The organism is Chlamydiales bacterium, from assembly GCA_016185065.1.
Classification (GTDB): Bacteria; Chlamydiota; Chlamydiia; order Chlamydiales; family Rhabdochlamydiaceae.
This window is the reverse complement of sequence record JACPOL010000008.1, coordinates 96035-120804: the sequence shown is the minus strand read 5'-3', so window position 1 is coordinate 120804 and position 24770 is coordinate 96035. Positions and strand designations below refer to the sequence as shown.

Genomic DNA, 24770 nt, shown 5'->3' with positions numbered 1-24770 from the left:
ACCATTTGCCCAGCATCAGCATCTCAGCCAATGCGGAAGATAATATTTCGAATTCCTGAAGATGGAAACCTTTCACACAACTTCTTAAGCAGCCGCGCCTTCTCATGTTGAACAAGAAGACTATACAAAGCTGAATTTTTCACTTTTACGGTCAAAACCCCCTCTCGAAACGAGAGCGCTTGCGTCATGTGCGCAAGCTTTTCACCAATTATTTCTGGCCAGAGAGCTAGGATGAGATCGGGCCTCTCTTGGTAGGTCTTATTGATCTGCTGTAGCACGACAGGGAGCAGATCTTTTAACTTCTTACCAGTCGGCTTCGTTCCGACATTCACATACGATCCTTTAACTCTTTGGCGATCGCCCATCATACCTGATTCTCCATTTCAGCACTATATGAACCTAAGAGATGGATTGGTTCCTAGGTTTTCTGTTTAGAGCGAGAACGAACGCTTCTACGGTTGATGTTTTTTTTAATCGATTTTGCCTTAATTGACTTCGGAGCTGGAGCACCTCTCAACAACCCTTCAGTGCTCAAATCCTCATCAATTTTGGGCCAGTGAATTCCATAGCCGGCGCCGCATATTTCCCAACAGGCCCTAGCTTGAGGGGTTGCTTTCTGCAATTTTGGATACCACCTTAACGGAACAGAAATCGAGCGTCCATCTCTGAGATCCACGATTAGTGAATCTCTAGTGAAATAGACAGCCTCTACGCGTTCATCAATTTTATGAGCAAAAGTAGTCATGCCACTTATCCAAAAATTGTTTTTGATGCTTACTAACTAACAATTGCAAGATTTTGATCTCCTTTTGACGGAATCCTAAATTTTTAGCCAATGAAATCTCTTCTAACCAGAACTTTGCAGAATAGCCTTCCCTATCCACGTGAACATGGGGCGGTTCATTAGGTTCGTGACTGTAAAAATAAAAGCGATAGGGACCAATTATCCGAACTGTTGGCATAAACAGGAAGTTTATCGCTCAAGAAAACTTTCATGCAACCAGTTTGAACGGCCCCTCGCCGCATCCGGCTCTTTAGAGCCGGTTTAGGCGGGATTCATATTCTCTTTTATCCTTAGCCGAAGAGAATCTCCTTTCTTTAGGAAGGAGTTCTTTAAGATTTAGAGAAAAAGGGAGGTGAGGCCGATGGCGATAAGGAAGTAGGTGGTCATGGAGAGGAAGTCGTTGAACGCGGTGATGATCGGACCAGAGGCTAGAGCGGGATCAACTCCAATGCGGGCAAAAAAGAGCGGAGAGAGAGCTCCGAGCAGCGATCCTGTGACGCAGGCTCCAAAAAGGCCGATTGCAACAACGCAGCCGACCATTGCGGGACTGAGCGGCAGATGGCCCATTCCCAAGAAGTCTAAAGTATAGACCAAGAATCCACAGATGACTCCGAAGACGAAGCCGGTAATCAGACCTAAAACAATTTCTTTTACAACCGCTTCACCTCTATTACCAGGCGAGAGCGTGCCTATTGCCATGCTTCGGACAAAGACCGTACTGCTCTGAATTCCGATATTTCCAGACATTCCCGTGATTAGAGGAATAAAAAAGAGAACGAAGGTAAGAGCTCCTCCCTCATAAGCTTGGAAGGAGGAGATGACTCCGACATTAATAAGGCCAGCAAGCAGCGTCACAACAAGCCAAGGTGCGCGGGCAAAAAATCTCTTGATAAGAGGTTCGTTTTCACTAACATCCTCGGCAGTACCTGCCATGCTTGCGATCGTCTCATCGGCAATATCTTCAATCGCTTCGACAACATTCTCATAAGTCACAACTCCGAGCAGAAAATCCCGACTGTCTACAACGGGAAGAGCTGAAATCTTGTAGCGCTCTACAATATCTACCACCTCTTCGCGAGATGTCTCTGGAGAGACCTTGTGGAGAATAGGGCGCATCACCTGCTTTAGGGGAAGATGGTGAGGATTAACGATCAAGTTGCGGGCTGGAACATAACCCTGAAGCTGTTTTTCAGCTCCTAAGACAAAAACTTTTCTTGTAAGGTCGATTCCCGGATTGTTGCGGATGAAAGCAGCCGCCTCCCCTGTTGTCATCTCCATCGGAAAAGCAAAAAATTCATTTGTCATCAGGCGGCCAGCTGTATTGCGCTGATGTTTTTTAATCTCCTTAATACGTGTAGCCTTGTCCGTTTCCAGCATATCGACGACGCGGCGGAATCTGCGCTCAACAATATCTTCTAAAACTTTTACGGCCTCGTCTGGAGGCATTTTTTCAATAAGTGATTTAACTTCTAAATCGGTGAGGTGGCGGAAGACAGCGCCTCTTGTAGAGCTGTCGGTGTTGACCATAAACTCGATCTTGGCTTCTAAATCCGCTAGATTCTCATAAAGGACGGGGCGGGCGCTGGAGGGAAGGCGAGGAGCAGCATAGGCGAGGTCAATAGGAGAGTGTTCTGAGGCGATCTTCGCAACATCGTGCAGAACAACCATAGAGGTCTGTTTATGAAATGCGGCGGAGAGCTTCTCACTAAGAATGTCATCGAGCTGGCCTGTTTTGGAATCTAACAGGTCGGAGCTCTTAATCTGATCCTCTGTAGTATGCATAGCGACCTCACGGGCAATCATTCTATATTCTAAAACCGTTTTTTTCAATTGGTTTTTTATATGCAAAAAGAGCAGTATGGGAAGCCATTTCTACATTTTTAAGGACAATCAAGCAAAATTATGTCTATACCTACCATTCTCGATAAGATCCGCTCCCCTAATAAGATCCGCAATATCGCGATCATCGCCCACATTGACCACGGCAAAACCACGCTACTAGATGCGCTGCTCAAGCAGTCGAACATCTACCGCTCTAACGAAAAGGTCCCTGAAAGAGCGATGGATAGCTACGACCAAGAAAAAGAGCGCGGCATCACGATCTTTGCAAAACATACAAGCATCTACTTCGAAGACTTTAAAATTAACATCATCGACACCCCTGGCCACGCCGACTTCTCTGGAGAAGTAGAGCGCGTCTTGGGCCTCGTCAGTTCAGTGCTTCTTCTTGTGGACGCTCAAGAGGGTCCGATGCCTCAAACACGCTACGTGCTCTCTCAAGCTCTTAAAATGGGCATCAAACCTGTTGTTGTACTCAATAAGATCGACCGCCCTCACGCCGATCCAGATCGCGCACTCAACCTAACGTTCGACCTCTTCGTCGAGCTCGGCGCTAACGATGAGCAGTTGGACTTTCCAGTGATCTACGCTTCAGGCCTTACCGGTTTTGCAGTGCTGGATCTTAAGGATCCTAGAGTCGATATGCGGCCTCTGTTCGAACTGATCATCAACAAGATTCCTGGACCTTCAGGAAGCTTGGAGCTCCCCTTCCTCATGCAAGCAACAACGATGTCTTATGACGACTTCGTCGGTCGTGAAGCCTGCGGACGCATTCTCGAAGGAAAGATCAAGAAGGGAGATCAGATCGTAAAAATCGATAAAAACGGTCATGCAGCCACCTACAAGGTGCAGCGCATCGACGGTTATCTCGGCCTGAAGAAGGTTGAGATGGAAGAGGCTGGTGTTGGCGATATCATCGGGATTGCTGGCGTTGGCGATGTGGAGATCGGCGATACTCTCTGCCACCCTTCGAACGTCGTTCAGCTCCCTCCTATTAATATGACTGAACCTACGCTCTCTATTGAGATCACAGTTAACAACGGTCCATTCGTCGGAAAAGATGGTAAGCACGTCACGATGAATAAGATCCGCGATCGTCTAAACTTTGAAAAACGCGCAAACATCTCTCTTAAGATTGAAGAGGTCGCAGGACGCGACGACTCGATTCGCGTTTGCGGACGAGGAGAACTTCACCTGGCTGTTCTTCTTGAAGCGATGCGCAGAGAGAGCTATGAGTTTGTTATCTCAAAACCTCAGGTTATCTTGAAAGAGATCAACGGAGAGACCAACGAGCCTCTCGAACTTGCACACATCGAGGTTCCTGAAGCGTATTCAGGTACTGTTATTGAAGAGCTGTCGCGCCGCAAAGGAGAGCTCCGCTCGCTGCTGACAAACGAGCAGGGTATTACAACCCTCGAGTTCGCAATTCCTACACGCGGACTGATGGGATACCGAAACGAGTTCCTCACTGTCACACGCGGACTGGGAATTCTAACTTCTGTCTTTGATAGCTACATCCCTTGGAAAGGCAATATCCCTGGAAGGATGAGAGGGGTAATGATCTCCTCTGGTCTTGGCAAGGTCACTGGCTACGCCTGCTTCGGTCTGCAAGAGCGAGGAACGCTCTTTACTGGACCTGGAGAAGAGGTTTACGAGGGCATGGTTGTGGGCGAACATAACCGAGACAACGACCTTATGGTCAACGTCACACGCGCCAAGCAGCTGACGAACGTGCGCGCTTCAGGAAGCGATGAGAACATCATCCTGGTTCCTCCACGCACTTTTACTCTCGAACAAGCGATCGACTTCATCCAAGATGATGAGCTCGTTGAGGTGACACCTCACTTCATCCGCTTGCGTAAACGCTATCTCTCAGAAAACGAGCGCAAGAGAAAAGGCGGCTAGCATTTGGAGAAGAGGGAGATCTGGAGGATGTTCGATGCGATCTCTCCAACTTATGACACGGTAAATCGTGTCATGACTGGAGGAATTGATCGAAGATGGAGAAGAGAGCTTAGCTCTCTCCTCCCCTCTGGGGACAAGCTCTCTCTTCTCGACTGTGCAACTGGCACCGGAGACCAGCTCTTCTCTCTGATGGAGAGCTCTTCTACTATCGCTACCGCGGTTGGGATCGACCTCGCTCAAGAGATGTTAAAATACGCTGCGAGCAAGCTCGAGACGAAACCCTACAAAGATCGGGTGCAGTGGATCCACGCCTCGGCAAGCGATCTACCCTTTGCTGAAGCGACCTTCGACTGTCTTACCATCTCGTTTGGCATTCGAAATGTAGATGATCTTTCAAAGAGCCTTCAAGAGTTTCGCCGCGTCCTGAAAAGCGGCGGCCGCCTTCTTATTCTCGAAACTTCACTTCCCAAGAACCCTCTGATCAGAAGCGCTCACCTCTTTTATATCCGGCATCTGCTGCCAAAAATCGGTGGCTGGCTCTCAAAAAACAGAGCGGCCTACGTCTATCTAAATAAGTCTGCTGAAGCCTTTCCTTGTGGAGAGAGCTTCTGTTCTATTCTAAGAGAGGCGGGATTTAAAAATGTCCGCGCTCACCCACAAACGTTCGGTGCGGTTACCATCTACCAAGCTGATAAATAAAACTGATGAGTGAGCTACTTGATTGGTTAGATGAGCAGACGCTCTACCCAAAATTCTACTGGAGAAGCGAAAAAGAGGAGATCGCAGCAGCAGGCGCTCTCAGAACCTTCGACCACCTCCCCCCACTTGATACCGAAACACCTTCTATGCGTCTCTTTGGAGGCAGAGCCTTCTCTCTTGAAGAGAAGGAGGATGGCACTTGGAAGGGTTTTCCAAGACAGCTCTTCTTTGAACCGAAGCTGCTTCTCATAAAAAAAAGAGAGGATGCAGACCCTTATACCCACGCGCAGGCTACTCCGCTTACTAGAAGCGATACGCCCCCATTTGCTTGCTGGGAAAAAGGCATCGAGAAGTGCTTGGATAGGATTAAAAGCAAGGAGCTGAGCAAGCTAGTTACAGCTCGAAGATCCACGTTTACTTTTGAGAAGCCGTTAAGCGCTCTCGATCTTTTAAAGGCTCTACAAAACTCCCCTAGCACAACTCTTTTTGCATTCCAGCCAGACTCATCTTCTGCTTTTATTGGCTCCTCTCCAGAAAAGCTCTATCGAAGAGAGGGCAGAAATATCTTCACACACGCTCTTGCAGGAACGCGCAGGCGTGGAAAGAGTGAAGAAGAGGAGACAGAGCTAGAAAGAGAGCTTCTCGCTTCAGAAAAAGAGACTAGAGAGTTCATGCTAGTAAAAGAGAGTATTCTTTCTGCTCTTGGGCCTCTCTGCTCCAACTTTGAGTTTGAAAAGGGAAATTCAGTGCACAAGAGCTTGACAGTGCAGCACCTCGTCTCCCTATTTTCAGGAACGCTGCTAAACCAAGTTGGCGACAGTGAGATCATCCGCCTGCTTCACCCAACTGCTGCTGTGGGCGGCACTCCTAGAGATGAAGCGTTAAAGCTACTGCCTTATCATGAAGATTTCGATAGAGGCTGGTATGCGGGGCCTATCGGTTGGGCAAGCACTAATAGTGCAGAGTTTGCAGTCGGCATTCGCAGTGCGCTGGTAAAACAAAATCAGCTGCATCTTTTTGCTGGCACGGGTATTGTGGATGGTTCCTGTCCTCATCATGAGTGGCAAGAGCTTGAGCAGAAAATAGCACCCTTTACTAGATTGTGGAGCAGCACTGATGACGGGTACACTAAATGAAAGAGCGGCAAGGCTCCTCGTAGATCAGCTGGTGCGCCAAGGCGTACGGCACTTCTCTCTCTCTCCAGGATCGCGTTCAACGCCTCTAGCTATTGCCATTGCTGAGCACCCTGAAGTTAGCGCAACTGTTCACTTTGACGAGCGAGGCACAGGATTTCATGCACTGGGATGCTCAAAAGCTTCTGGTGCTCCGACTGCAATTGTTGTCACCTCGGGAACTGCTGTAGGAAATCTTCTCCCCGCTGTAATGGAAGCGTCTCACGCGCAGATCCCTCTTATTCTTCTCACTGCAGATAGACCTCCCGAACTCCGAGACAATGGTTCTAACCAGGTAGCCGATCAGGTAAAAATCTTCGGAAGCTACGTGCGCTGGTATGCAGAACTCCCCTGTCCCACAAGCGAGATAACAGATGCTTATCTGGGGACGACAGTCGCGCAGGCCGTCTTCCGCAGTTTAAACTCTCCAAAAGGGCCAGTCCACCTGAACTGTATGTTCCGCGAACCACTCTCGGCAGAAGCAGCTCCCGAAAAAATTCTTATGAGTTCTACACACTACGAACAGGTGGAACCCGTGCCCTCGAGTAAGACGTTGAAATCGTGGGCTGAGCTTCTCTCTGTGGAAGAGCGCGGACTTATCTTATGTGGAGAACTTAATTCGCACGAAGAGCTCGCTTCAATAAATGAGCTGGCAGAGAAGCTAGGATGGCCGATCTTTGGAGATATCCTTTCAGGTCTAAGGTCGGAAAAACAGAGCGATAACTTCATCCGCTACTACGATCTTACTCTCAAAACTTGCAACGACCTTAAACTGAATACACTTCTACACTTTGGAGGCAGGCCCGTCTCCAAAACCCTTGCTGAATGGATCGGCTCATGCAAGCCCAAACACTATTTTTACGTTGCAGATCACCCATTTCGCCACGATCCCAAACACCAGGTCACACACCGGCTCTTTTCAAACCCAGTACGTTTTTCTGAGCTTCTGCTTCCTCATCTAAAATCAAGTAGAGATAAAAACGAGTGGCTCGAGAGTTTAAAATCCCTCTCCCATCACATCGCTGGAGAGCTACCTAAGATCTTCTCCGAATTTAGCAGCCTAACTGAGCCTGGCCTTGCTCACTATCTCGCAGGCAACCTATCACCCGATTGGGCTCTTTTTATTTCTAATAGCATGCCTGTGCGCGATGCAGATCTCTTCCTCTTTCCACAAGAGAAAATAGGCCCTATCTTTGCAAATCGCGGGCTCTCAGGGATCGATGGTAACATCGCGACGGCTGTGGGAATTGCTCAGGGAGCCAAGCGGCCTACCCTCGCTCTACTTGGAGATCTCGCCTTCCTGCACGACTTAAACTCGCTTGCTCTTGTGAAAAAGAGTCGATATCCTGTGGCTCTCATGTTGATCAACAACGGCGGGGGCGCGATCTTCTCCTTTCTGCCGGTTACAGGAAGAAAAAATCAGAAAGAGAATCTCATGGGGGAGTTCTTCGCGGCAGAGCACTCTCTCACCTTTGAAAAAGCAGCTGAGCTCTTCGATCTCCCCTATTATAAAGTGGAAGCACCAGAAGATTTGGAAAAAGCATTAAAAACAGAAGGGTCGTGCCTGATTGAGATGTGCACAGATCGAGCTGAAAATTACTCTCTACACCAAGAGATCACAAGACACTTATGCTCCTCTCTTCTATCTGCGGTTCAATAGAAAATCCGCCTCTTGTTTTTTTGCACGGGTTTTTAGGAAGCGCTCAAGACTGGGATCCTGTAATTGAGCAGTTAGAATCCGACTTTTTTTGCCTTGCCATTCACCTACCAGGACACGGCTCCTCTTTTTCAAGCGACTTTTCATCTGCACTGGAAAAAAGAGTGCTTCTCCATGGAATCAAGAGCTGCACACTCATCGGCTATTCGATGGGAGGGCGCTTAGCTCTCTCTGCGATGCGTCAGCTTCCCCTTACCTTCCCCAAAGTCATAGCAATCTCAGCAGATCCTGGTATTGCTGGTTGCAACACGGCAAAAGCAGCAGAAGAGCTGAAGTGGGAGCGCCTGTTAAAAACAGCTCCTTTTGAGAAGTTCTTGGAGCTCTGGTATGAGCAGCCCCTCTTCTCTTCTCTAAAAAAGAAGAAAGAGCTCTTCACAGAGATGCTCGAGCGCCGCAAAAAACAGGACCCGCGTACGCTTGCAGCTGCACTGCGGCTTTTTAGCCAGAGTCGTTTAAAACCTGCTTCAACTATCCCAAGAGAGGCTTTTTTCATCTGCGGAGAAGAGGATTTGAAATACAGAGAACTTTACACTATACTGCTCGCCGCCGATCGGTTTGTTACGATCCCGAACTGCGGGCATGCGCTGCACCTTGAAGACCCCCTAGCGTGCGCGCAGGCTATTAGAAAATTTGCAACAACTTTGGAGCCCTCATGCACATAGAGACACTAGCGCCCGACCTCTCATGGACCTGTGCTGGAACTTTTGAAGATATTAAATATGAGAAGTTTTTGACGGCCCAAGGTGGAATCGCAAAGATCACAATCAATCGACCTCACGTCCGCAATGCTTTTCGCCCTCTCACGGTAAAAGAGATGTCTCAAGCTCTAAGCGATGCGCGCAACGATAGTAGCATCGGAGTTGTCATCTTAACGGGAGAAGGCCGCGAGGCCTTCTGTGCAGGTGGAGATCAGAAGATACGAGGCGATGCTGGCTATGCTGACGAGCAGGGCACAGAGCGCCTCAATGTCCTCGATTTTCAAAGAGAGATGCGTACCTGCCCAAAACCGATTGTTGCGATGGTAGCTGGGTATGCAATTGGCGGGGGACACGTTCTGCACGTCCTATGCGATCTAACAATTGCTGCAGAGCACTCTATCTTCGGACAGGTGGGACCGAAAGTCGGCTCTTTTGATGGCGGCTACGGAGCGAGTTACTTAGCGCGCATTGTGGGTCAGAAGAAGGCGAGGGAGATCTGGTTTCTCTGCAGACAGTATACAGCTCAGCAGGCATTAGAGATGGGGCTCATCAACTGTGTCGTCCCATATGAAGAGCTCGAGGCAACAACAGTCGCCTGGTGTCAGGAGATGCTCATGCACTCGCCACTTTCTCTGCGCTGTTTAAAATCCGCACTTAATGCCGACTGCGACGGCCAAGCTGGGCTTCAAGAGCTAGCTGGCAACGCCACACTCCTCTACTATATGAGCGATGAGGCAAAAGAGGGTCACCGCGCATTTTTAGAGAAGCGCCCGCCCGACTTCTCTCGCTTTCCGAAACGGCCATAAGGATTGTGATGCAAAAAGTTGAAGTTTGGATTCAGGCATCAAGGCCTAGAACGCTCATTACAAGTATAAGTCCAGTTCTTATCGGCACACTCATTGCTGCAAAAGAGGCCCCATTTAAGTTTTCGACTCTTCTCTTCACACTGCTTACAGCCGTTGCAATCCAGATTGGAACTAATCTTGCAAACGACTACTTCGATTTTATAAAAGGAGCCGACACCTCTGAGAGAAAGGGGCCCGTACGCGTCACGCAAGCAGGGCTCGTCTCTCCCTCGGAAATCAGAAGAGCGTTCATTCTGGTTTTTTCACTAGCAGCTCTACTAGGTCTCTTTTTAATTTGGGAGGGAGGGGCTCTCTTTGCGCTACTGCTTGCAGTGTCGATTGCGCTCGGACTTCTCTACACCGGAGGCCGCTACTCGCTCGCCTACCTCGGCATCGGAGATATCTTCGTTCTCCTCTTTTTCGGTCCGATCGCAACCTCGGGAACTTACCTTTTACAGACGCATCACTTCTCACTAGATGCGCTCTATGCTGGAATTGGACCTGGCATGCTCGCTTGGGCGATCTTGATGGTGAACAATCTCCGCGATGTAAACGAAGATCGCGCAGCGGGCAAAAAAACGCTCTGTGTGCGAGCAGGTGCCGAGATTGGAAAACTCCTCTATTTTGCAGCTCTCTTTTCTGCCATCTTAACACCTCTTATCTGGAGGCAGGAGCATCCGTTTACACTACTTGCATCGCTCATCTTCTTTCCCGCAATGTTTATGGCAGCTAGGCTATTAAAGGATGATAGTCCAGGGATGTTTAATACTCTTCTGAAGCAGACAGCTGGATTACTCCTCCTCTACACTCTCCTCTTCTCAATCGGGTGGATCATTTAGTGCTTAAACTCTACTCCTACTCTCTACCCGTTAAAGGGTTTCCCAGGCGCGAGGGGCTGATTCTAGAACTCACAACTGAAGATGGACGCACAAGCTTTGGAGAGGTGGCTCCACTACCTGGCTGGAGCCTGGAGACTCTGGAAGAGGCGCATGCTCAGCTGATAAATCTTTCAGCCAAAACACCTCTTCTCCCCTCCGTTGCCTTTGGAATCGAGAGCACAAAGCTCCCAAGCCCCTCTCTACCTCTTAAATTTCCTATTTCATCTCTTCTTGTTGGCAGCTTTCGCCAGATCATGAATAAAGCAGAAAGATGCGCTCGAGAAGGCGTAACAAGTGTAAAACTAAAACTAAGCACTCTCTCTGAAGAGGAGGCGAGCTCTCTCATACGGACTTTGAAAAACACCTTTTCTCTGCGCATCGACTTAAATCGCGCCTGGTCCCTGGATAAATCTCTAAAATTCTTCTCCGAATTTTCTCCCGAAGATTTTGACTATATCGAAGAGCCCTGCTCTCGTATCGAGGATCTCTTTCACTTCCCTCTCCCTTTAGCCGTGGACGAATCTCTTCGAGAAGCTCCGCTTGAGTATCTTCTAAAAATCCCTCAGCTGAAAGCCCTTATCTTTAAGCCAACGCTCCAGGGAGGATTTAAGATGGGTAAGCTACTCGCAGAAGCAGCAAAGAGACATAATCTGGATCTTATTTTTAGCAGCTCCTTTGAATCAGGCGTTGGAATCAGTCAGATTGCACTCTTAGCTCACGCATTAGATCTCCCTATCAAACCTCTAGGGCTCGATACCTACAGCTTTTTAGAAGAGGATATTCTGGTGGCACCCCTAGGGATCTCTTCAGGCATTCTCACTCTTAACCAGCCCCCTACTCTTAACAAAGAACGCCTCCATGTCCTCTCCGATCTCATCTGCTGCTAATCCGAACGCGCCTGCACTTATTACTGATGCGTTTACACTTTGCTATCACGAGCTCGCAGTGCAGGTAGAGACTCTCTGTAAACAGCTTAAAAACTGGGGAGTTGAAGAGCGTGACCGCGTCGCTTTTTCCTGCACAAATAATCAGAAGATTATCCTTCTCTATCTAGCGCTCTTTAAATTAAATGCGGTTGCTTGCCCATTTAATCCTCGACTCCCCGAGCCGCGCAAAGAGAGGATCTTATCTGCATTTGCTCCCAAATTTGTGATCGACCTGGAAGAGATGAGCTGCACACGAGCCGCATCTACAAAGAGCGAACCATCCATCGCAGTTCTTATGCCTACATCCGGCTCCTCAGGCCCCGAAAAGATCGTCGCCCTCTCTTTCGAAAATCTGCGCTCAAGTGCAGAGGGGTCTACGATGAGGCTCCCTCTTGAAACTGATGATCGATGGCTTCTTCCTCTCCCCCTCTTTCACGTCTCTGGTCTTATTCTGCTCTTCAGGGTCCTCCTCAAAGGTGCTGCCCTGATCATCTCTAATCTTCCCCTTGCAAAATCCCTTGAAGCGCATCGGGCTACACTCGCTTCACTCGTGCCTACACAGCTCTTTAGACTTTGTAGGGATCTCCCATCTTCTCCCTCTCACCTTAAAGGGGCTCTTCTTGGCGGTGCCGCTCTAAGTCCACGTCTATTTGAAGAGGCCATTTCCAAGGGCTATAAGATCTTCAGCTCGTATGGGATGACCGAGATGTGCGCTGCCATGACGCTCGACCTCTCCCCAAAAGTTGAAGGAAACAGACTCACAGCTGGAAGACTCCTTCCGTACCGAGAACTTAAATTAAGTGATGAGGGAGAGATTCTGGTTAGAGGGAGAACCCTTTTCTTAGGCTACTGGGACAGAGAGAAAGGCCTCAACCTTCCCCTAGATGCAGAGGGCTGGTTTCACACTAAAGATCGCGGAGCAGTGACCGAAGATGGACGTCTCCTGGTTCTCGGGCGAAGAGACTCTCTCTTTATCTCTGGCGGCGAGAATATCTTTCCCGAAGAGATAGAGTCGGTGCTTCTCTCTCTTCCAGGCATCCTGGAAGCCCTGGTGCTTCCCCATCCAGACGAGGAGTTTGGCCAGGTTGCTCACGCCTTCATCAGCTCAGAGCTCCCCTTCTCGGAAGAGACGCTCCTCGCTCAACTAAAGACACTCCTCCCAAGACACATGCTCCCTCGAAGAATCTTCCCCTTTCCTGCCACCTCCGAACCCGGCATCAAGCGCTCCCGAAAGTAGCGTTCTATCAACACCGCATTGGAAGCGCAGCAAAAGAAAAAATAACAGGATCCGCTTCGCTGGCAGGATCGCCTCCTAGCTAAAGCTGGGGGGGCGTCAGGATAAGAAAGAAAAAAGAAAGAATTCTTTCTCTCCATCCTGCCGGCGCGGTTAGCGCCGATCCTGCCAGCGAAGCGGATCCTGTTATATATTATTTCTGTAAGTGGGAGAGGAGCTTGGAGAGTTTTTCGGGGATGGGAACTGGCTTTTGAGTCTCCTGCGAGACGGTGACATGGACGATTGAGGCGTGGCCCGCCTCTTTGCCCTGTTTAAAAAGTTTGTATTGCAGTGTGAATGAAGTGGTACCGATCTTGCCTACCGAAAGCGCGATAGAGATCTCATCCCCAGCATAGAGCGGTAGGGCGTAGTCGCTCTCTGCGTGAACAATGGGCAGAAGAAAAGCGCTCTCGTCGATGAGCTTCTGCAGCGGCAGCTGCGACTCCCCCAGATAGTTCTCAAAGGCCTCTAAACAGAGCCTAAACTGCTCTGCAAAGTAGAGAACGCCCGTGGCATCCGTGTCTCGAAGGTGTATCCGCGTCTTGTAATTAAACATCTAGGGGAGCAAGTTAATACAAAACTCTACACACACGCAAGATTTTTTTTGGCAAGTTAATTAAATTTTTTGTTATGTATATAAGAAAAAATTTAAGCTCAACCTATTAAAAATTAGAGATTAAGGAAAAATAGCAAAGACTATTTAGTCTGCGAGAACCCCATCAGGAGTGTTGGCCAAAAAAACCCCCTCTCCTATAATCCCGAGTTTTCCCCGCACGTTTCCAAATGTCCAAAGGCTAAAAAATGATAAATCTAAATCCTGATGTCCAAGAGATGGAGCCCGCCTCCGCTCTACTTTGTCAGCAAGCAGATAGCCTTATGCTCGAAGGTGAAGCGTGTCTCTTAAAAGGAGAGCTCGCTCAAGGATCTTCCTGCTTTGAACAGGTGACAAAACTCGATCCGACAAATGGAGCCTACCTCTTTAGGCAGGGTCTCGCCTTTTTTGAGTATGGAAGTGAAGAGGGGCATGGAAAAACGCTTCTTCTCGCGTGCAAAAAACTGAAAGCTGCTACCAAGCTTCTTCCCAATCAAACTGAGATCTGGCACGCATGGGGAGATGCGCTATTTCTCTTAGGAAAGACGTTTAACGAATTCCACTACTTTAAAGATGCGCAAGCTAGGTACCGCACAGCATTAAAAGTTGCTGCTGACCAGAAATACGACTCCCTTGCAGAGCTCTATTGGGATTACGGCGCAGCGCGCATGCGCGTTGCAGCTCACTCTGGAGAAGCTGTCGATATCTACTCTGCACTCGATGCTTTTCACAAGGCCTCCTCCTTGCAAGAGAAGTTCCCTGCCGAATTCTGGATCGACTACGGCAACGCCTCATTAAACATGGCAAAGCAGATCAACGATGTGCGTCTGCATGTGAAGGCGATGAGCTGCTTTAAGCAAGCGATCTCTATTTCGATGGACTCTTTTGAAGGCTGGTCGAGCCTTGCAAAAGCGCTCATGCACCTCTACAGCCAGACTCACGATGAGGACCACTTTACCCAAGCGAACGAGTGCTTCTCATCGGCGGCACAGCTACGCCCCGAAGATACCGACCTCTGGCTTGTCTGGGCGCGCTTCCTTCTAGAGTCTGGAAAGCTCAACCAGGACATTAAACATCTGCGCTCATCGATAGAAAAGTGCCATAGAGCCCACGTCTGCAATCCCAACCTCCCTCTCACTTATGCGATCTGGGGAGAGGCGCTTGCTCTTCTGGGGATGCTATGCGACCAGCTCGAACTTCTTCACGAGGCGCAGAACAAGTTAGAAACAGCTTTTCAGCTCTCAAAAGATGATCCTCAAGTTCTATATTCGCAAGGAGTCTGCCTAAACTCTTTAGGTCACTACTTCGGCGACTACGACTACTTCTACCAAGCAATTGAGAAGTTCCAAGAGGGACTTTCTATTAACCGCTCCTGTGCGATGCTCTGGCATGGGATCGCAAAATCCTACTCGGGCGTCGGGGCTCTTGAAGGAGATCTGGAGGCGATAGAAAAATCACTCCGCTTCTACTCGAAAGCGATCGACTTAAGCCCCTCAACATACTACATCTTCGACTACGCATCCGCATATGCGAAGCTATCCGAGCTCACAGGCGAGCTCCACTGGATCGAACAGTCTGTTCAGCAGTTTGAATATGCGCTCGGACTGCAGAAGAACGCACTCTACGTGCATCCCGACTGGCTCTTCCAGTATGCGTGCATGCTAGATCAGCTCGCCGACCATAACGAAGAGGAGACGCTCTACACCCGCGCCATCGAGATCCTCTCGCATGTACTGATGCTCAACCCAGACTTCCCCAACATCCACCACCGCTTGGGGCTCAGCTTCTCTCATCTCGGTGAGCTTAGCGGAGACAGCGAGCAGTTCCAGCGCGGCATCCACCACTTTAGGCTCGCCATTAAACACGATGCTGAGAACGACCAGGCGCTCCTGGACCTCGCACTCACTCTCATCAACAGCGCTCAGCGCACCTCAGATGCAAGCGAAGCCGACCAGCTCTACCGTGAAGCCGAATTCAAGATCACCCAGTCCGCTAAACTGGGCAATCTACAGGCCTACTACCATCTCGGCTGCCTCTACTCGCTGCTTGGTCAGTATGAGAAGGCGATGCGCTTCCTGCAGAAGGCGGAGGAGTTTGAATCCCTCCCCCCACTGGAGGAGATCCTCTGCGACGAGTGGCTAGACGGGCTGCGCGGAACTTCCGACTTCCTTGAGTTCCTCTCCGAACTCGAGAAAAGAGCGTAATCTATTTTTTAAAAAATAGACTTTTGTCCGGCCTATGCTATGATTCTGCCTCTCTTAAAGGGAGGAATCTCATGACAGCACTCGCAGCCCCAACTGGCGTCAAACGCACCGCAACCATTGCAGGCTTGGAAGCAGATGGAGAGCTTCAAGGGCAGCCTGCAAAAAAGAAGATTCGCGTTGAGCCCGAAACTACGAATGTCGTCTTTTGTGAAGCACAAGCTCTTTTACCTCCTGGAGTCAGACGCCTTGTTTGGGAGTATTTCGGATACGACAATCTCGATCTAGAGCATTTGGAAGATCCCACAAGTGCGGGAAACCCAGAAAGAGTTACAGACTATTTTCTTCAAAAATGGCGTGGTGATCCATCACTACACCAATTCACACTCACCGTCCCAGTTACGCTCTCAAAGCAGGCCCAGGTATTTCGCATCTTCTCAAGCATTCATGATCTAACGCGTCACAGCACGATCCGGAACTATGTGTTTCGACGATTTCAAACAGAAAGATCGATCGGAGAGGTCTCCTTTATTGTGGAGATTTCAAGAAAGAGAAAGCTACTCGAGCGATTCGATAACTCTCTTCTCTTTTTATTTGGAAAGATCGCATCGCAACTTAAACCAGCTAAAGATTTTCTCTTGCAAGAGGAGGGATTTCGCGATCTCCCAGGGAATGAAAAAGCAGCGCGCATCCGCAAGTGGATGTCTGAAAATGTCGAGCTATTGAAGGGAGTCGAAAAGCTAAAGCTGGATGATAGACGTGAACTCAAGCTTTTTACACTCATTCCTCCTGAAATCGGCTTTCTTACAGGTTTGAGATATCTGGAAATTTGCGGAACCGAGCTCTCCTATCTACCTCAATCTCTACGCAATCTAGTAAATCTTGAAGCTCTGGAGATCTATGTCACTTCGATCCACGTGCTGCCAGATTTTTTTGGAGAGCTACCCAAGTTGCGTAGCTTTGAACTCAGGATGTCTAAGCTCACTTTTGTACCGCCCTCCCTCTGTGAACATCCAACCTTACAAGAGCTAAACCTATCGCATAACAACCTGGCAGGTGAAGCCGACTTTAGTAAGTGTTCAAGATTGAAAAGTCTAAATTATTCAGGAAATAGTAACATCCCTGATGCCAGACTCGTCCAGATAAGTAAACAGCTTAAGGGATGTAAATTGATCTGCGCCTAAAAATTAGTGAGGTTTATGTGACTCAACAAGTAGCCCTTCGATCTGTGCCGGAGAAAGAGACCTGCTTTTCTGATATCTTTAAATCAACAAACTGGCCAAAAGATCTTCTCACGCTTGTCATGGTGTATACGGGCGACCGGGCGCTACTTGATACCACAGGATGCAAGTTAGTCGTTGAGGCCTGGAAATCAACTACATCGCTGCTCCGCTTCACGATCATCCCCTCGCCTCAGCTCCCTTATGAGCAGCAGCTGGAGTGCGTATTTAGCAGAGTCATGGACTTTGCATCTACGTCAGAACTTTCTGGTTTCACATGCGAGCAAAATATAAAAGGAAGATCCCCTTTAGCTCTCGCTCCTATTGCCGAGGCTCCGATGATGCAAACGCTTCTCGAGGAGTCGGACCGAGCGCTTCTTCTTATGTTCAAAAAGATTGCTTCTCAAATTCCCGCCGCAAAGACTTTTAGAATAGAAGAGGGCATTGTAGGTTCTCTCTGCCTTGAAAAAGCTGCACTTGCACGCAGGTGGATGGAAGAGCATGCGCACACTCTTACTAAGATCAAAAGGCTTGATCTCTCCAATAAACAGCTGAAAGTTCTTCCAGTAGAACTTGGGCTTCTGACTGGAGTCAAAGAACTAATTCTCAGCTCCAATCAGCTCAGCACATTCCCAAGCTCACTACAGCACCTTACCCTCATCACGCGCCTAGACTTAAGAAACAACAGATTCACATCACTCCCCCCTTTTCTTGCAAGACGCACTCTTACCGCACTCTTCTTAAATGGCAATCCAATCTCTGCGCTGCACGACGCATTCAACTGCTGCTCGAAGGTAAAACACTCTGATGCTAAAGCTTTCAAACTCCTCGTAGAACTCGCAAAACGCCTCTCCAAAGTATGATTACGTAGGGAGAAACAGGATAAGCAGGATTGCCTTGCCCTAACCTAGGTAGCGGCGATCGTCCCAGCGAAGCTGGATCCTGTTCCATCTTAAAAAAAGAGAGATCGCCAGGTCGATCTCGAGAAAAGCGGCGCCGAGTCGCCGCACTCCAAAAAAGAGAGCTGAATTAAGTTGCGCTCAAAAAATTACTAGGCGTAAGATAGCGCGCAGTTAAATTTTTGTTTGAATATGACATCGACATCAGAAATAGCCGCGTATAACGCTGAAGATGTGGCTATCGTCTCTATCTACTACGCTGTAGAGGAGTCTCCAGATAAGGAGATTGAGAGCTTACCTATTGCGGAGGGAGCAGAAAGAATTCGTTTATGGATGGAAAAGAACAGAGAGACGCTCGCAGAGAAAACGGAGCTGAACCTAGGAGAAAGAGATCTCCGCGTGTTACCAGCTAGAGAACTCGCCTACTTTACGGGATTAAGGTATCTCTCTTTACATAAAAACAGATTAACAGAACTTCCCGACGCCTTGTGGGGGTTAACTAGTCTTGTGGGCCTTGATATCAGCAATAACCAGATCTCTGCTATCTCTGATATTGGCCTTAGCAAAATGAAAAATCTAATAGAGATCGACCTTCGAAACAACAAATTAGAAAACTACCCAGATGCGCTTCGAACACTTCCAAAACTAACTACGATCCAATCTACTGGAAATCCGCGCCCCTTTCGTAAAGCGCCCGGTGGAAAATGCACAATCATGTAGACACTGCTTTCTTCCTAATTCTTTGATATGCTACGATGGCTCTTCTAACTAAGGACTCATGCCAATGGATAAACGCTCTCTTATTTTCGTCTTTGCACTCGTTGCAGCTCTTTTTGGTGTAAACCTCTGGTTCTCATCAAACGAACAGCCCACAGCGCCAAAACAGGTAATAGAAAAGAGTGCTGGCGCTCCCTCCAAGCAGCTCGTTAAAACCGAGCTTCCTCCTACTGCGAATGATGCGGGGGAAGAGTTCTACGTTCTAGAGAACGCCTATCAGCAGCTGGTCTTCTCGAATATCGGCGGCTCTCTGTCTGCCATCAACCTTCCTCTCAAGAGCGAGTCCCACCCTGACAGCGTGATTCGCGAGATCGAGTTCGACAGAGTGCTTAAAGAGAAGTACCCCCAAACCGTCTGGTTTCCAAACAGTAACTACTATCAAGCCAATCCTCAGGGAGGAGCTCCTCTTCTTGTTCAGAAGCGCACTCTAGGCGGCTACTATCCCCTTCTACGCCGCAGCATTCTAGGAGCAGGAGGCAAGGTTTCAGCACGCACACCTCCTGGCTATTATGGATGCAATGTCGTCTCTTCAGATCCTAGCCGCGAAGAGGTTAAGTTTAAGTTAAAACGCCTAGAGAAGGACCTTATCGAATTCGAAGGCTCTCTCGGTCAGGGACGCATTACCAAGCGCTTCTCCTTCCCTTCAGACCCTAAAGCTGCTCCCTACTGCTTCGACCTTACAATTAAAGTTGATGGAGATGTCAGAGACCTTCACCTCACCTCAGGCGTTCCTGAAGTGGAGCTAATCTCAGGAAGCTCTACTCCTGTACTTAAGTACCGCGCTCAAAGCAGCAGAAAAGCAAGCGTAGAGCAGATCGACCTACCGAAGAATTCAGAAACTGTCACCTCTTTTCAGCCAGACTGGGTCTGCAACTCAAACGGATTCCTAGGAATCATCATGGATCCGCTTACACAGATCGATAGCGGCTTCACAGTCTTCCGCGTTCCTGGCGAGTCCGATCCAACACGACTCACCGTGATTGATGCGCAGTATAAGCTCTATCCTGCGGATAAGTACCCGGGCTACGAGATTAGCCTCCCCCTCCGCAACACTTCAAACGAGCAGTCGTTTCGCATCTTCGCTGGCCCCTTTGCCAGCAAAGTGCTGAAAACAGTAGACGCTACCTACTCCGATCCTGAGAAGGGGTACAATCCTAACTACATCTCTTCTCAAAGCTTCCACGGCTGGTTCTCGTTCATTTCAGAGCCATTTGCTAAGTTTCTCTTCTTCTTGATGAATATCTTCCACATGATCACACGTTCATGGGGAGTTTCGATTATTCTTCTGACGATCGCTTTGAGAGTAATGCTCTATCCCCTCAACAGCTGGTCGATTAAGTCTACATCCAAGATGCAGCAGATCGCTCCTGAAGTTGCAGCCATTCAGGCAAAACACAAGAAAGATCCAAAACGGGCTCAACTCGAGATCGTTGCTCTCTACAAGCAGAAGGGAGTTAATCCCTTCTCTGGATGCTTGCCGATTCTCATTCAGCTCCCCTTCTTGATCGGTATGTTCGACCTTCTAAAGTCGACCTTCGAGCTGCGCGGTGCAAGTTTTATCCCCTACTGGATCGACAACTTAACTGCTCCTGATGTCGTCTTCACTTGGAGCTACCCGATCATCTTCTTCGGCACTCAGCTTCACCTCCTCCCCATCCTCATTGGCGGCGTGATGTACTGGCAGCAGAAGATCAGCTCTCCAATTCCAAAAGATAAGTCTCAGCTGACAGACCAGCAGAAGCAGCAGAAGATGATGGGCAACATCATGGTCATCGTCTTTACAGTGATGTTCTACCACTTCCCTTCAGGACTAAACCTCTACTGGCTCTTCTCTATCCTCTTGGGCATCCTTCAGCAGTGGCTGATTACGAGGAAGAACAAGCCGATCAATCCCCACATTCAGAGGGTGAAATAGGAAGAGTAGATGCGTGCATGGGAAGAGTTTCTGACCAAGCAAGAAGAGACCCTCGGCCGTGAGACGATCGCTCGCTGGCTGAGGCCTTTAAAAGTCGTCAACTTTGACGCGTGCAACCTCTACTTAAAAGCAGAAGACTCCTTTCAAATCGCCTGGTTTGAAGAGCACCTTCGCAAAAAGGTGAAGAGCAGCTTCCTAAATCAGAGCGGAAAACAGATCAAGATCCACCTCTCTCTTCCGGAGGCGGAGGTAGACGCCAAAGCTCTCCCAAAAAAAGAGCCAACTAAAGCCTTTCGCCCCGTTCTTGATCTCAGCGAAGACACCCTTGATCCCGCAGCCACTCTTGATGATTTTCTTGTCTCTCCCCCCAACGAGCTCACCTTTAAATTTATCAGCGAGATGAGCGGCTTCTCTCGCACAGAAAGCAAGCCCACCTCACCGAAAGTTGGAACCGAAGGATTAAATCCCGTTTTTATCTATGGCGAGAGCGGGTCAGGGAAAACTCACCTGCTCATGGGCTGCGCTCACGCGCTGCGCAAACAGGGCCTCTCTGTTTTCTACATTCGCGCAGAGACCTTCACAGAGCATGTCGTCGCAGCAATCCGAAACGGAGCGATGCAGGAGTTTAGAAAGGCCTATCGGCATGTAGATGTGCTGATTGTCGACGACGTCGATGTCTTTTCACGCAGAAGCGCGACTCAAGAGGAGTTCTTCCACACCTTCAATACACTCTATGGAGCTAACAAGCAGCTCATCCTCAGTGCAAATACGCTGCCTCATCAGCTCGATGCTATTGAACCCAGACTCGTTAGCAGATTTGAGTGGGGCATCCTCCTCCATTTGCAAAAGCTCACTCCCCTTGAAGTCGATGAGTGGATAGCAAAACGCACGCACGCGCTAGACCTCTCTCTCTCTCCAGAGGCGATCTCCTTCCTCAACACCACCTTCCATGGGCAGACAAAATTTATTGAACAGTCTATTCATGCACTCGTGATGCGCACGCAAACGAAAAAAAGCGGAAAATGCGATCTCGATCTTGAGATGACCCGCTACTATTTAAAAGATCTAATCGAAGCAGAAAAAAAGAGAGAGGTCACCCCAGAAAAGATCGTCCGGTCCACTGCCGACCACTACGGAATGCGCACAGACGACCTTCTTGGAAAGTCGCAAGCCCGCGAAGCTGCACTTCCAAGGCAGATGGCGATGTATCTCTGCAGATCGCTGCTAAAGCTCCCCTACCTAAAAATTGGCCAGCTCTTCTCGCGCGACCACTCAACAGTTATGGCAAGCGTTAAAATGGTTGAAGAGAAGCTAAAAGCTCAGGAAGCCGAGAGCGCATCCGCCCACACAGCGATCCTCTCACACCTCAAATAAAGAAGAATTTTACACAGAGATCACAGAGAAAGAGAAGGAAGAGAAAAATTGCCGCGAAGCGGCAGAGCATCCATCTTTTCTGCGGAGAGCAGAAAAGATGATCTTCTCCTCTTTCTCTGTGTCTCTGTGATCTCTGTGTAAACTCCCCTCTGATTTTACGCGGGGCGTGTGGATAGAAAAATCCCCTGCTGATTGATTGAGCAGGGGATTTGGAAAAGATTAGATCTTGATGAAACGATCGCCAGGTTTTGGCGGTGGAACAATAGATTTTTTCTTCTTGTCGTCGTCATCTTTGTCTTCACGACCTTCGATGACATCTTTAGATTTCTTTCTCCATCTCTCAACTGCTTCTACAAAGAGAGGAGCAAAACGTCTGAGAGAGTTAGGATCAGCGCCCACTCCCATCTCAAGCACGCAGTGCATGAGGATTAGTTCTTCAGGAACTGCAACGCCGATTCCGCCGCCAGCCATCTGTCCACCGAGCATCGAGCCTTCGAGGAGAGACTCATAGAGCTTCAGACGGATCTTATCATCTTTTGGAAGCCCATCAAGAATAGGCGAATAGAGATAGAGACGATCTGAGTTTGGCTCATAAGTAAGGTGAAGTGAAAAGGTATTATCGATGCCGAGAATACAGGTGTGGTTTTCGTCAAAAGCTAAACCTTCTAGGTTGAGTTCTTTGCCAAATTCCTTAAGGTTTGCCTTGGCATTTTCCAGCGACATGAATATGTCCTCCTTTCAATTAAATAAAAATCTTTTCTCAATGTATCTCTGTCCAGAATTTAATACGAGAGAGAAATCGAATAAAAGCTACAGAACCTATAGATTCAATTCGATGCCACTCTCCGGACCAAGCGCTATTTTTACATGCTTAGCATTTAAAACTGCAACAAAAATAAGAAAACTGTAAAAAGAAAAAAATGACAGAAGTAAAAATTACTATCCTAAAAGGTGAGCCAGCCCCCCTTGGAGCTTCGCGCTTCAACGGCGGCGTTAATTTTGCCCTCTTCTCAGAACACGCAACCGAAGTGACACTCTGTCTATTTCTACCAGGCGAAACAACTCCTTTTAAAGAGATCACATTAGATCCAAAAACTCACAAAAGCGATAAGAAGTGGCACATCTTAGTTAAAGGAGCTCCTGCTGATTTTGACTATGGTTACCGTATTAACGGACCAAATGAGCCTGATAAAGGTCTCTTATTTAATAAAGACCTGATTCTTTCAGATCCCTGCTCTTTAGAGCTAACAACCTCTCACGTCTGGGGAGAGGGTGTTCCGGCAGGAAGTCCGCCTCCCCGCAGTAGACTCGTCTTAGACTCCCACTTTAATTGGGAAGGGGTTCCAAATCCAAACTTGCGAGTTCAGGATCTTGTCATCTACGAGATGCATGTGCGTGGGTTTACCTACCACCCCTCCAGTAAAACTCACCACAGAGGAAGCTACCTCGCGCTTATCGAAAAAATTCCTTTTTTAAAAGAGCTCGGGGTCAACTGTGTTGAGCTACTTCCGATTCACGAATTCAATGAGTGCGAAAATCAGAACATAGATCCACTCACCAAAAAACGACTCTTCAACTACTGGGGCTACTCGACAATAAATTTCTTTGCCCCCATGAACCGTTTTGCGTCGAAGGGAGAGAGGCACTCTGCAATTACAGAGTTCAAAACGATGGTCCGTGAGCTGCACAGGCATAAGATCGAGGTGATTCTAGACGTGGTCTATAACCATACAGCCGAAGGCAGTGAGAAGGGACCAACCTTCTCCTTCAGAGGAGTCGACAACCCCGACTACTACATGATATCCGGGGGGCACTACCAGAATTTCACGGGCTGCGGCAATACTTTTAACTGCAACCACCCTGCTTGCATCGAGCATGTTCTAAACTCTCTTCGCTACTGGGTAAAAGAGATGCACGTCGATGGCTTCCGCTTCGATCTCGCTTCTATCCTCACAAGAGATCTGACTGGCGCTCCGGTTGAAAACCCGCCTATTATTCAGGCGATCAACAAAGATCCGATTCTTTCAAAAACAAAACTCATTGCCGAAGCGTGGGATGCAGCTGGCCTCTACCAAGTAGGCTCTTTTCCCGGAGAAGGGCGCTGGGGTGAATGGAATGGCGTCTTTCGAGATATTGTCCGCAGATTTATCAAGGGAAGCGACGGGTGTGCGGGAGGCTTTGCAACTGCCCTCTCCGGTTCGCAGAACCTCTACGGAAGAGATCGCTCGCCCTACCATAGCGTCAATTTCGTCACAGCACATGATGGCTTCAGCCTAAAAGATCTCGTCTCCTACAACACCAAGCATAACGAAGCTAATGGTGAGGAGAACCGCGATGGAATGGATAACAACGAGAGCTGGAACTGCGGAGCTGAGGGAGAGACGAGCGATCATAGCATCATCGCTCTGCGTGAAAGGCAGATGCGCAACTTCCATGTCGCACTCATGATCTCACTCGGAACCCCTATGATCTTAATGGGAGACGAGTATGCACACACGCGCCATGGAAACAACAACACCTGGTGCCATGACGATGAGCTCAACTGGTTCTTGTGGGACAAGATAAAAGAACATAACGCCTTCTTCCGCTTCTATAAGCTCCTCATCCACTTCCGCACTAGACACCCACTTTTGCGCCGCACGGAGTTCCTCACTACAGAAGAGGTCGAGTGGCATGGGCATGAGCCTTCAAAGCCAAACTGGGACCCCTCCTCCCGCTTCGTTGCTTACACTCTAAAAAGCCCTCACGACCAGCTCTACATCGCCTTCAATGCACACTACCAACATGCACATATCACTCTGCCTCAGCCGCCACCTCACAAAAAGTGGTACAGAGTTGTAGACACCTCTGCCCCCTCCCCAGACGATTTCATCGAAAATCCAGGCATGCACGCCCCCCTTAAACACACCTACGACCTTCCTCCCAACTCCTCCCTAATCCTAGAAAGCCTCTAAAATTATTTTTACAATCACAATATTAAAATATTTGTGATGTAAATTTAATTAATTATGATAATTGTTGTTAATTTTAATTAGTATTATAATTGTTGGAAATTA

22 protein-coding genes are annotated in these 24770 nt (G+C 48.6%); 16 read left to right on the top strand and 6 right to left on the bottom strand.

Annotation, left to right across the window (positions count from 1 at the left end; translation table 11 throughout):
• Positions 1-23: 23 nt before the first annotated feature.
• The 4 genes from HYX48_04520 to HYX48_04505 all read right to left on the bottom strand — a co-directional run bounded on the left by HYX48_04520 (position 24) and on the right by HYX48_04505 (position 2566).
• A complete protein-coding gene (locus HYX48_04520; protein MBI2743162.1) occupies positions 24-368 on the bottom strand; it encodes a DUF721 domain-containing protein in 345 nt (114 codons plus the stop codon).
• 50 nt (positions 369-418) lie between these two features.
• Complete coding sequence (locus HYX48_04515) at positions 419-745, bottom strand: DUF2442 domain-containing protein (GenBank protein MBI2743161.1); 327 nt, start codon at positions 743-745, stop codon at positions 419-421.
• Positions 726-962 carry a DUF4160 domain-containing protein gene (locus tag HYX48_04510; GenBank protein ID MBI2743160.1) on the bottom strand — a complete coding sequence of 79 codons (237 nt, stop codon included), beginning with the start codon at positions 960-962 and terminating at the stop codon, positions 726-728. The genes HYX48_04515 and HYX48_04510 overlap by 20 nt, the downstream gene beginning before the upstream one ends.
• Before the next feature lie 158 nt (positions 963-1120).
• Positions 1121-2566 carry a magnesium transporter gene (locus HYX48_04505; protein ID MBI2743159.1) on the bottom strand — a complete coding sequence of 482 codons (1446 nt, stop codon included), beginning with the start codon at positions 2564-2566 and terminating at the stop codon, positions 1121-1123.
• Positions 2567-2713: 147 nt separating this feature from the next.
• On the opposite strand from HYX48_04505, the gene typA reads away from it, so the two are divergent.
• From typA to menE, 9 genes are read left to right on the top strand one after another with little or no spacing between them, the layout of a single operon-like run.
• Complete coding sequence (gene typA, locus HYX48_04500) at positions 2714-4528, top strand: translational GTPase TypA (GenBank protein ID MBI2743158.1); 1815 nt, start codon at positions 2714-2716, stop codon at positions 4526-4528.
• A 27-nt stretch (positions 4529-4555) separates the two neighbouring features.
• Positions 4556-5227: a bifunctional demethylmenaquinone methyltransferase/2-methoxy-6-polyprenyl-1,4-benzoquinol methylase UbiE gene (gene ubiE, locus HYX48_04495; protein ID MBI2743157.1), complete on the top strand. Its 672-nt coding sequence runs from the start codon at positions 4556-4558 to the stop codon at positions 5225-5227.
• Between the two features lie 5 nt (positions 5228-5232).
• Positions 5233-6363: an isochorismate synthase gene (locus tag HYX48_04490; GenBank protein MBI2743156.1), complete on the top strand. Its 1131-nt coding sequence runs from the start codon at positions 5233-5235 to the stop codon at positions 6361-6363.
• The gene (gene menD / locus HYX48_04485) at positions 6344-8059 is read left to right on the top strand and encodes a 2-succinyl-5-enolpyruvyl-6-hydroxy-3-cyclohexene-1-carboxylic-acid synthase (protein ID MBI2743155.1); all 1716 of its coding nucleotides are present in this window, start codon (positions 6344-6346) and stop codon (positions 8057-8059) included. Before HYX48_04490 ends, menD begins: the two co-directional genes overlap by 20 nt.
• Complete coding sequence (locus HYX48_04480) at positions 8029-8778, top strand: alpha/beta fold hydrolase (GenBank protein MBI2743154.1); 750 nt, start codon at positions 8029-8031, stop codon at positions 8776-8778. Before menD ends, HYX48_04480 begins: the two co-directional genes overlap by 31 nt.
• Positions 8769-9620: a 1,4-dihydroxy-2-naphthoyl-CoA synthase gene (menB, locus tag HYX48_04475; GenBank protein MBI2743153.1), complete on the top strand. Its 852-nt coding sequence runs from the start codon at positions 8769-8771 to the stop codon at positions 9618-9620. Before HYX48_04480 ends, menB begins: the two co-directional genes overlap by 10 nt.
• An 8-nt stretch (positions 9621-9628) precedes the next feature.
• Positions 9629-10498 carry a 1,4-dihydroxy-2-naphthoate polyprenyltransferase gene (locus tag HYX48_04470; GenBank protein ID MBI2743152.1) on the top strand — a complete coding sequence of 290 codons (870 nt, stop codon included), beginning with the start codon at positions 9629-9631 and terminating at the stop codon, positions 10496-10498.
• Complete coding sequence (menC, locus tag HYX48_04465; protein ID MBI2743151.1) at positions 10498-11424, top strand: o-succinylbenzoate synthase; 927 nt, start codon at positions 10498-10500, stop codon at positions 11422-11424. The genes HYX48_04470 and menC overlap by 1 nt, the downstream gene beginning before the upstream one ends.
• Positions 11396-12700: an o-succinylbenzoate--CoA ligase gene (gene menE, locus HYX48_04460; GenBank protein ID MBI2743150.1), complete on the top strand. Its 1305-nt coding sequence runs from the start codon at positions 11396-11398 to the stop codon at positions 12698-12700. Before menC ends, menE begins: the two co-directional genes overlap by 29 nt.
• A gap of 190 nt (positions 12701-12890) precedes the next feature.
• Here menE and HYX48_04455 read toward each other — a convergent pair whose 3' ends face one another.
• Positions 12891-13292 carry an acyl-CoA thioesterase gene (locus tag HYX48_04455; protein MBI2743149.1) on the bottom strand — a complete coding sequence of 134 codons (402 nt, stop codon included), beginning with the start codon at positions 13290-13292 and terminating at the stop codon, positions 12891-12893.
• Between the two features lie 245 nt (positions 13293-13537).
• On the opposite strand from HYX48_04455, the gene HYX48_04450 reads away from it, so the two are divergent.
• The 6 genes from HYX48_04450 to HYX48_04425 all read left to right on the top strand — a co-directional run bounded on the left by HYX48_04450 (position 13538) and on the right by HYX48_04425 (position 21714).
• A complete protein-coding gene (locus tag HYX48_04450) occupies positions 13538-15532 on the top strand; it encodes a hypothetical protein (protein MBI2743148.1) in 1995 nt (664 codons plus the stop codon).
• 71 nt (positions 15533-15603) lie between these two features.
• Positions 15604-16713, top strand: coding sequence for a hypothetical protein (locus HYX48_04445; protein ID MBI2743147.1), 1110 nt, complete (start codon positions 15604-15606; stop codon positions 16711-16713).
• Between the two features lie 17 nt (positions 16714-16730).
• A complete protein-coding gene (locus tag HYX48_04440; protein MBI2743146.1) occupies positions 16731-17612 on the top strand; it encodes a leucine-rich repeat domain-containing protein in 882 nt (293 codons plus the stop codon).
• A 228-nt stretch (positions 17613-17840) separates the two neighbouring features.
• Positions 17841-18368 carry a leucine-rich repeat domain-containing protein gene (locus tag HYX48_04435; protein MBI2743145.1) on the top strand — a complete coding sequence of 176 codons (528 nt, stop codon included), beginning with the start codon at positions 17841-17843 and terminating at the stop codon, positions 18366-18368.
• A 64-nt stretch (positions 18369-18432) separates the two neighbouring features.
• Positions 18433-20340: a membrane protein insertase YidC gene (gene yidC / locus HYX48_04430; GenBank protein ID MBI2743144.1), complete on the top strand. Its 1908-nt coding sequence runs from the start codon at positions 18433-18435 to the stop codon at positions 20338-20340.
• 9 nt (positions 20341-20349) lie between these two features.
• Positions 20350-21714, top strand: coding sequence for an ATP-binding protein (locus tag HYX48_04425; protein MBI2743143.1), 1365 nt, complete (start codon positions 20350-20352; stop codon positions 21712-21714).
• Between the two features lie 219 nt (positions 21715-21933).
• Here HYX48_04425 and HYX48_04420 read toward each other — a convergent pair whose 3' ends face one another.
• Positions 21934-22437 carry a CesT family type III secretion system chaperone gene (locus tag HYX48_04420; GenBank protein MBI2743142.1) on the bottom strand — a complete coding sequence of 168 codons (504 nt, stop codon included), beginning with the start codon at positions 22435-22437 and terminating at the stop codon, positions 21934-21936.
• Positions 22438-22634: 197 nt separating this feature from the next.
• On the opposite strand from HYX48_04420, the gene glgX reads away from it, so the two are divergent.
• Complete coding sequence (gene glgX, locus HYX48_04415; GenBank protein MBI2743141.1) at positions 22635-24668, top strand: glycogen debranching protein GlgX; 2034 nt, start codon at positions 22635-22637, stop codon at positions 24666-24668.
• The last annotated feature ends 102 nt before the right edge of the window (positions 24669-24770 follow it).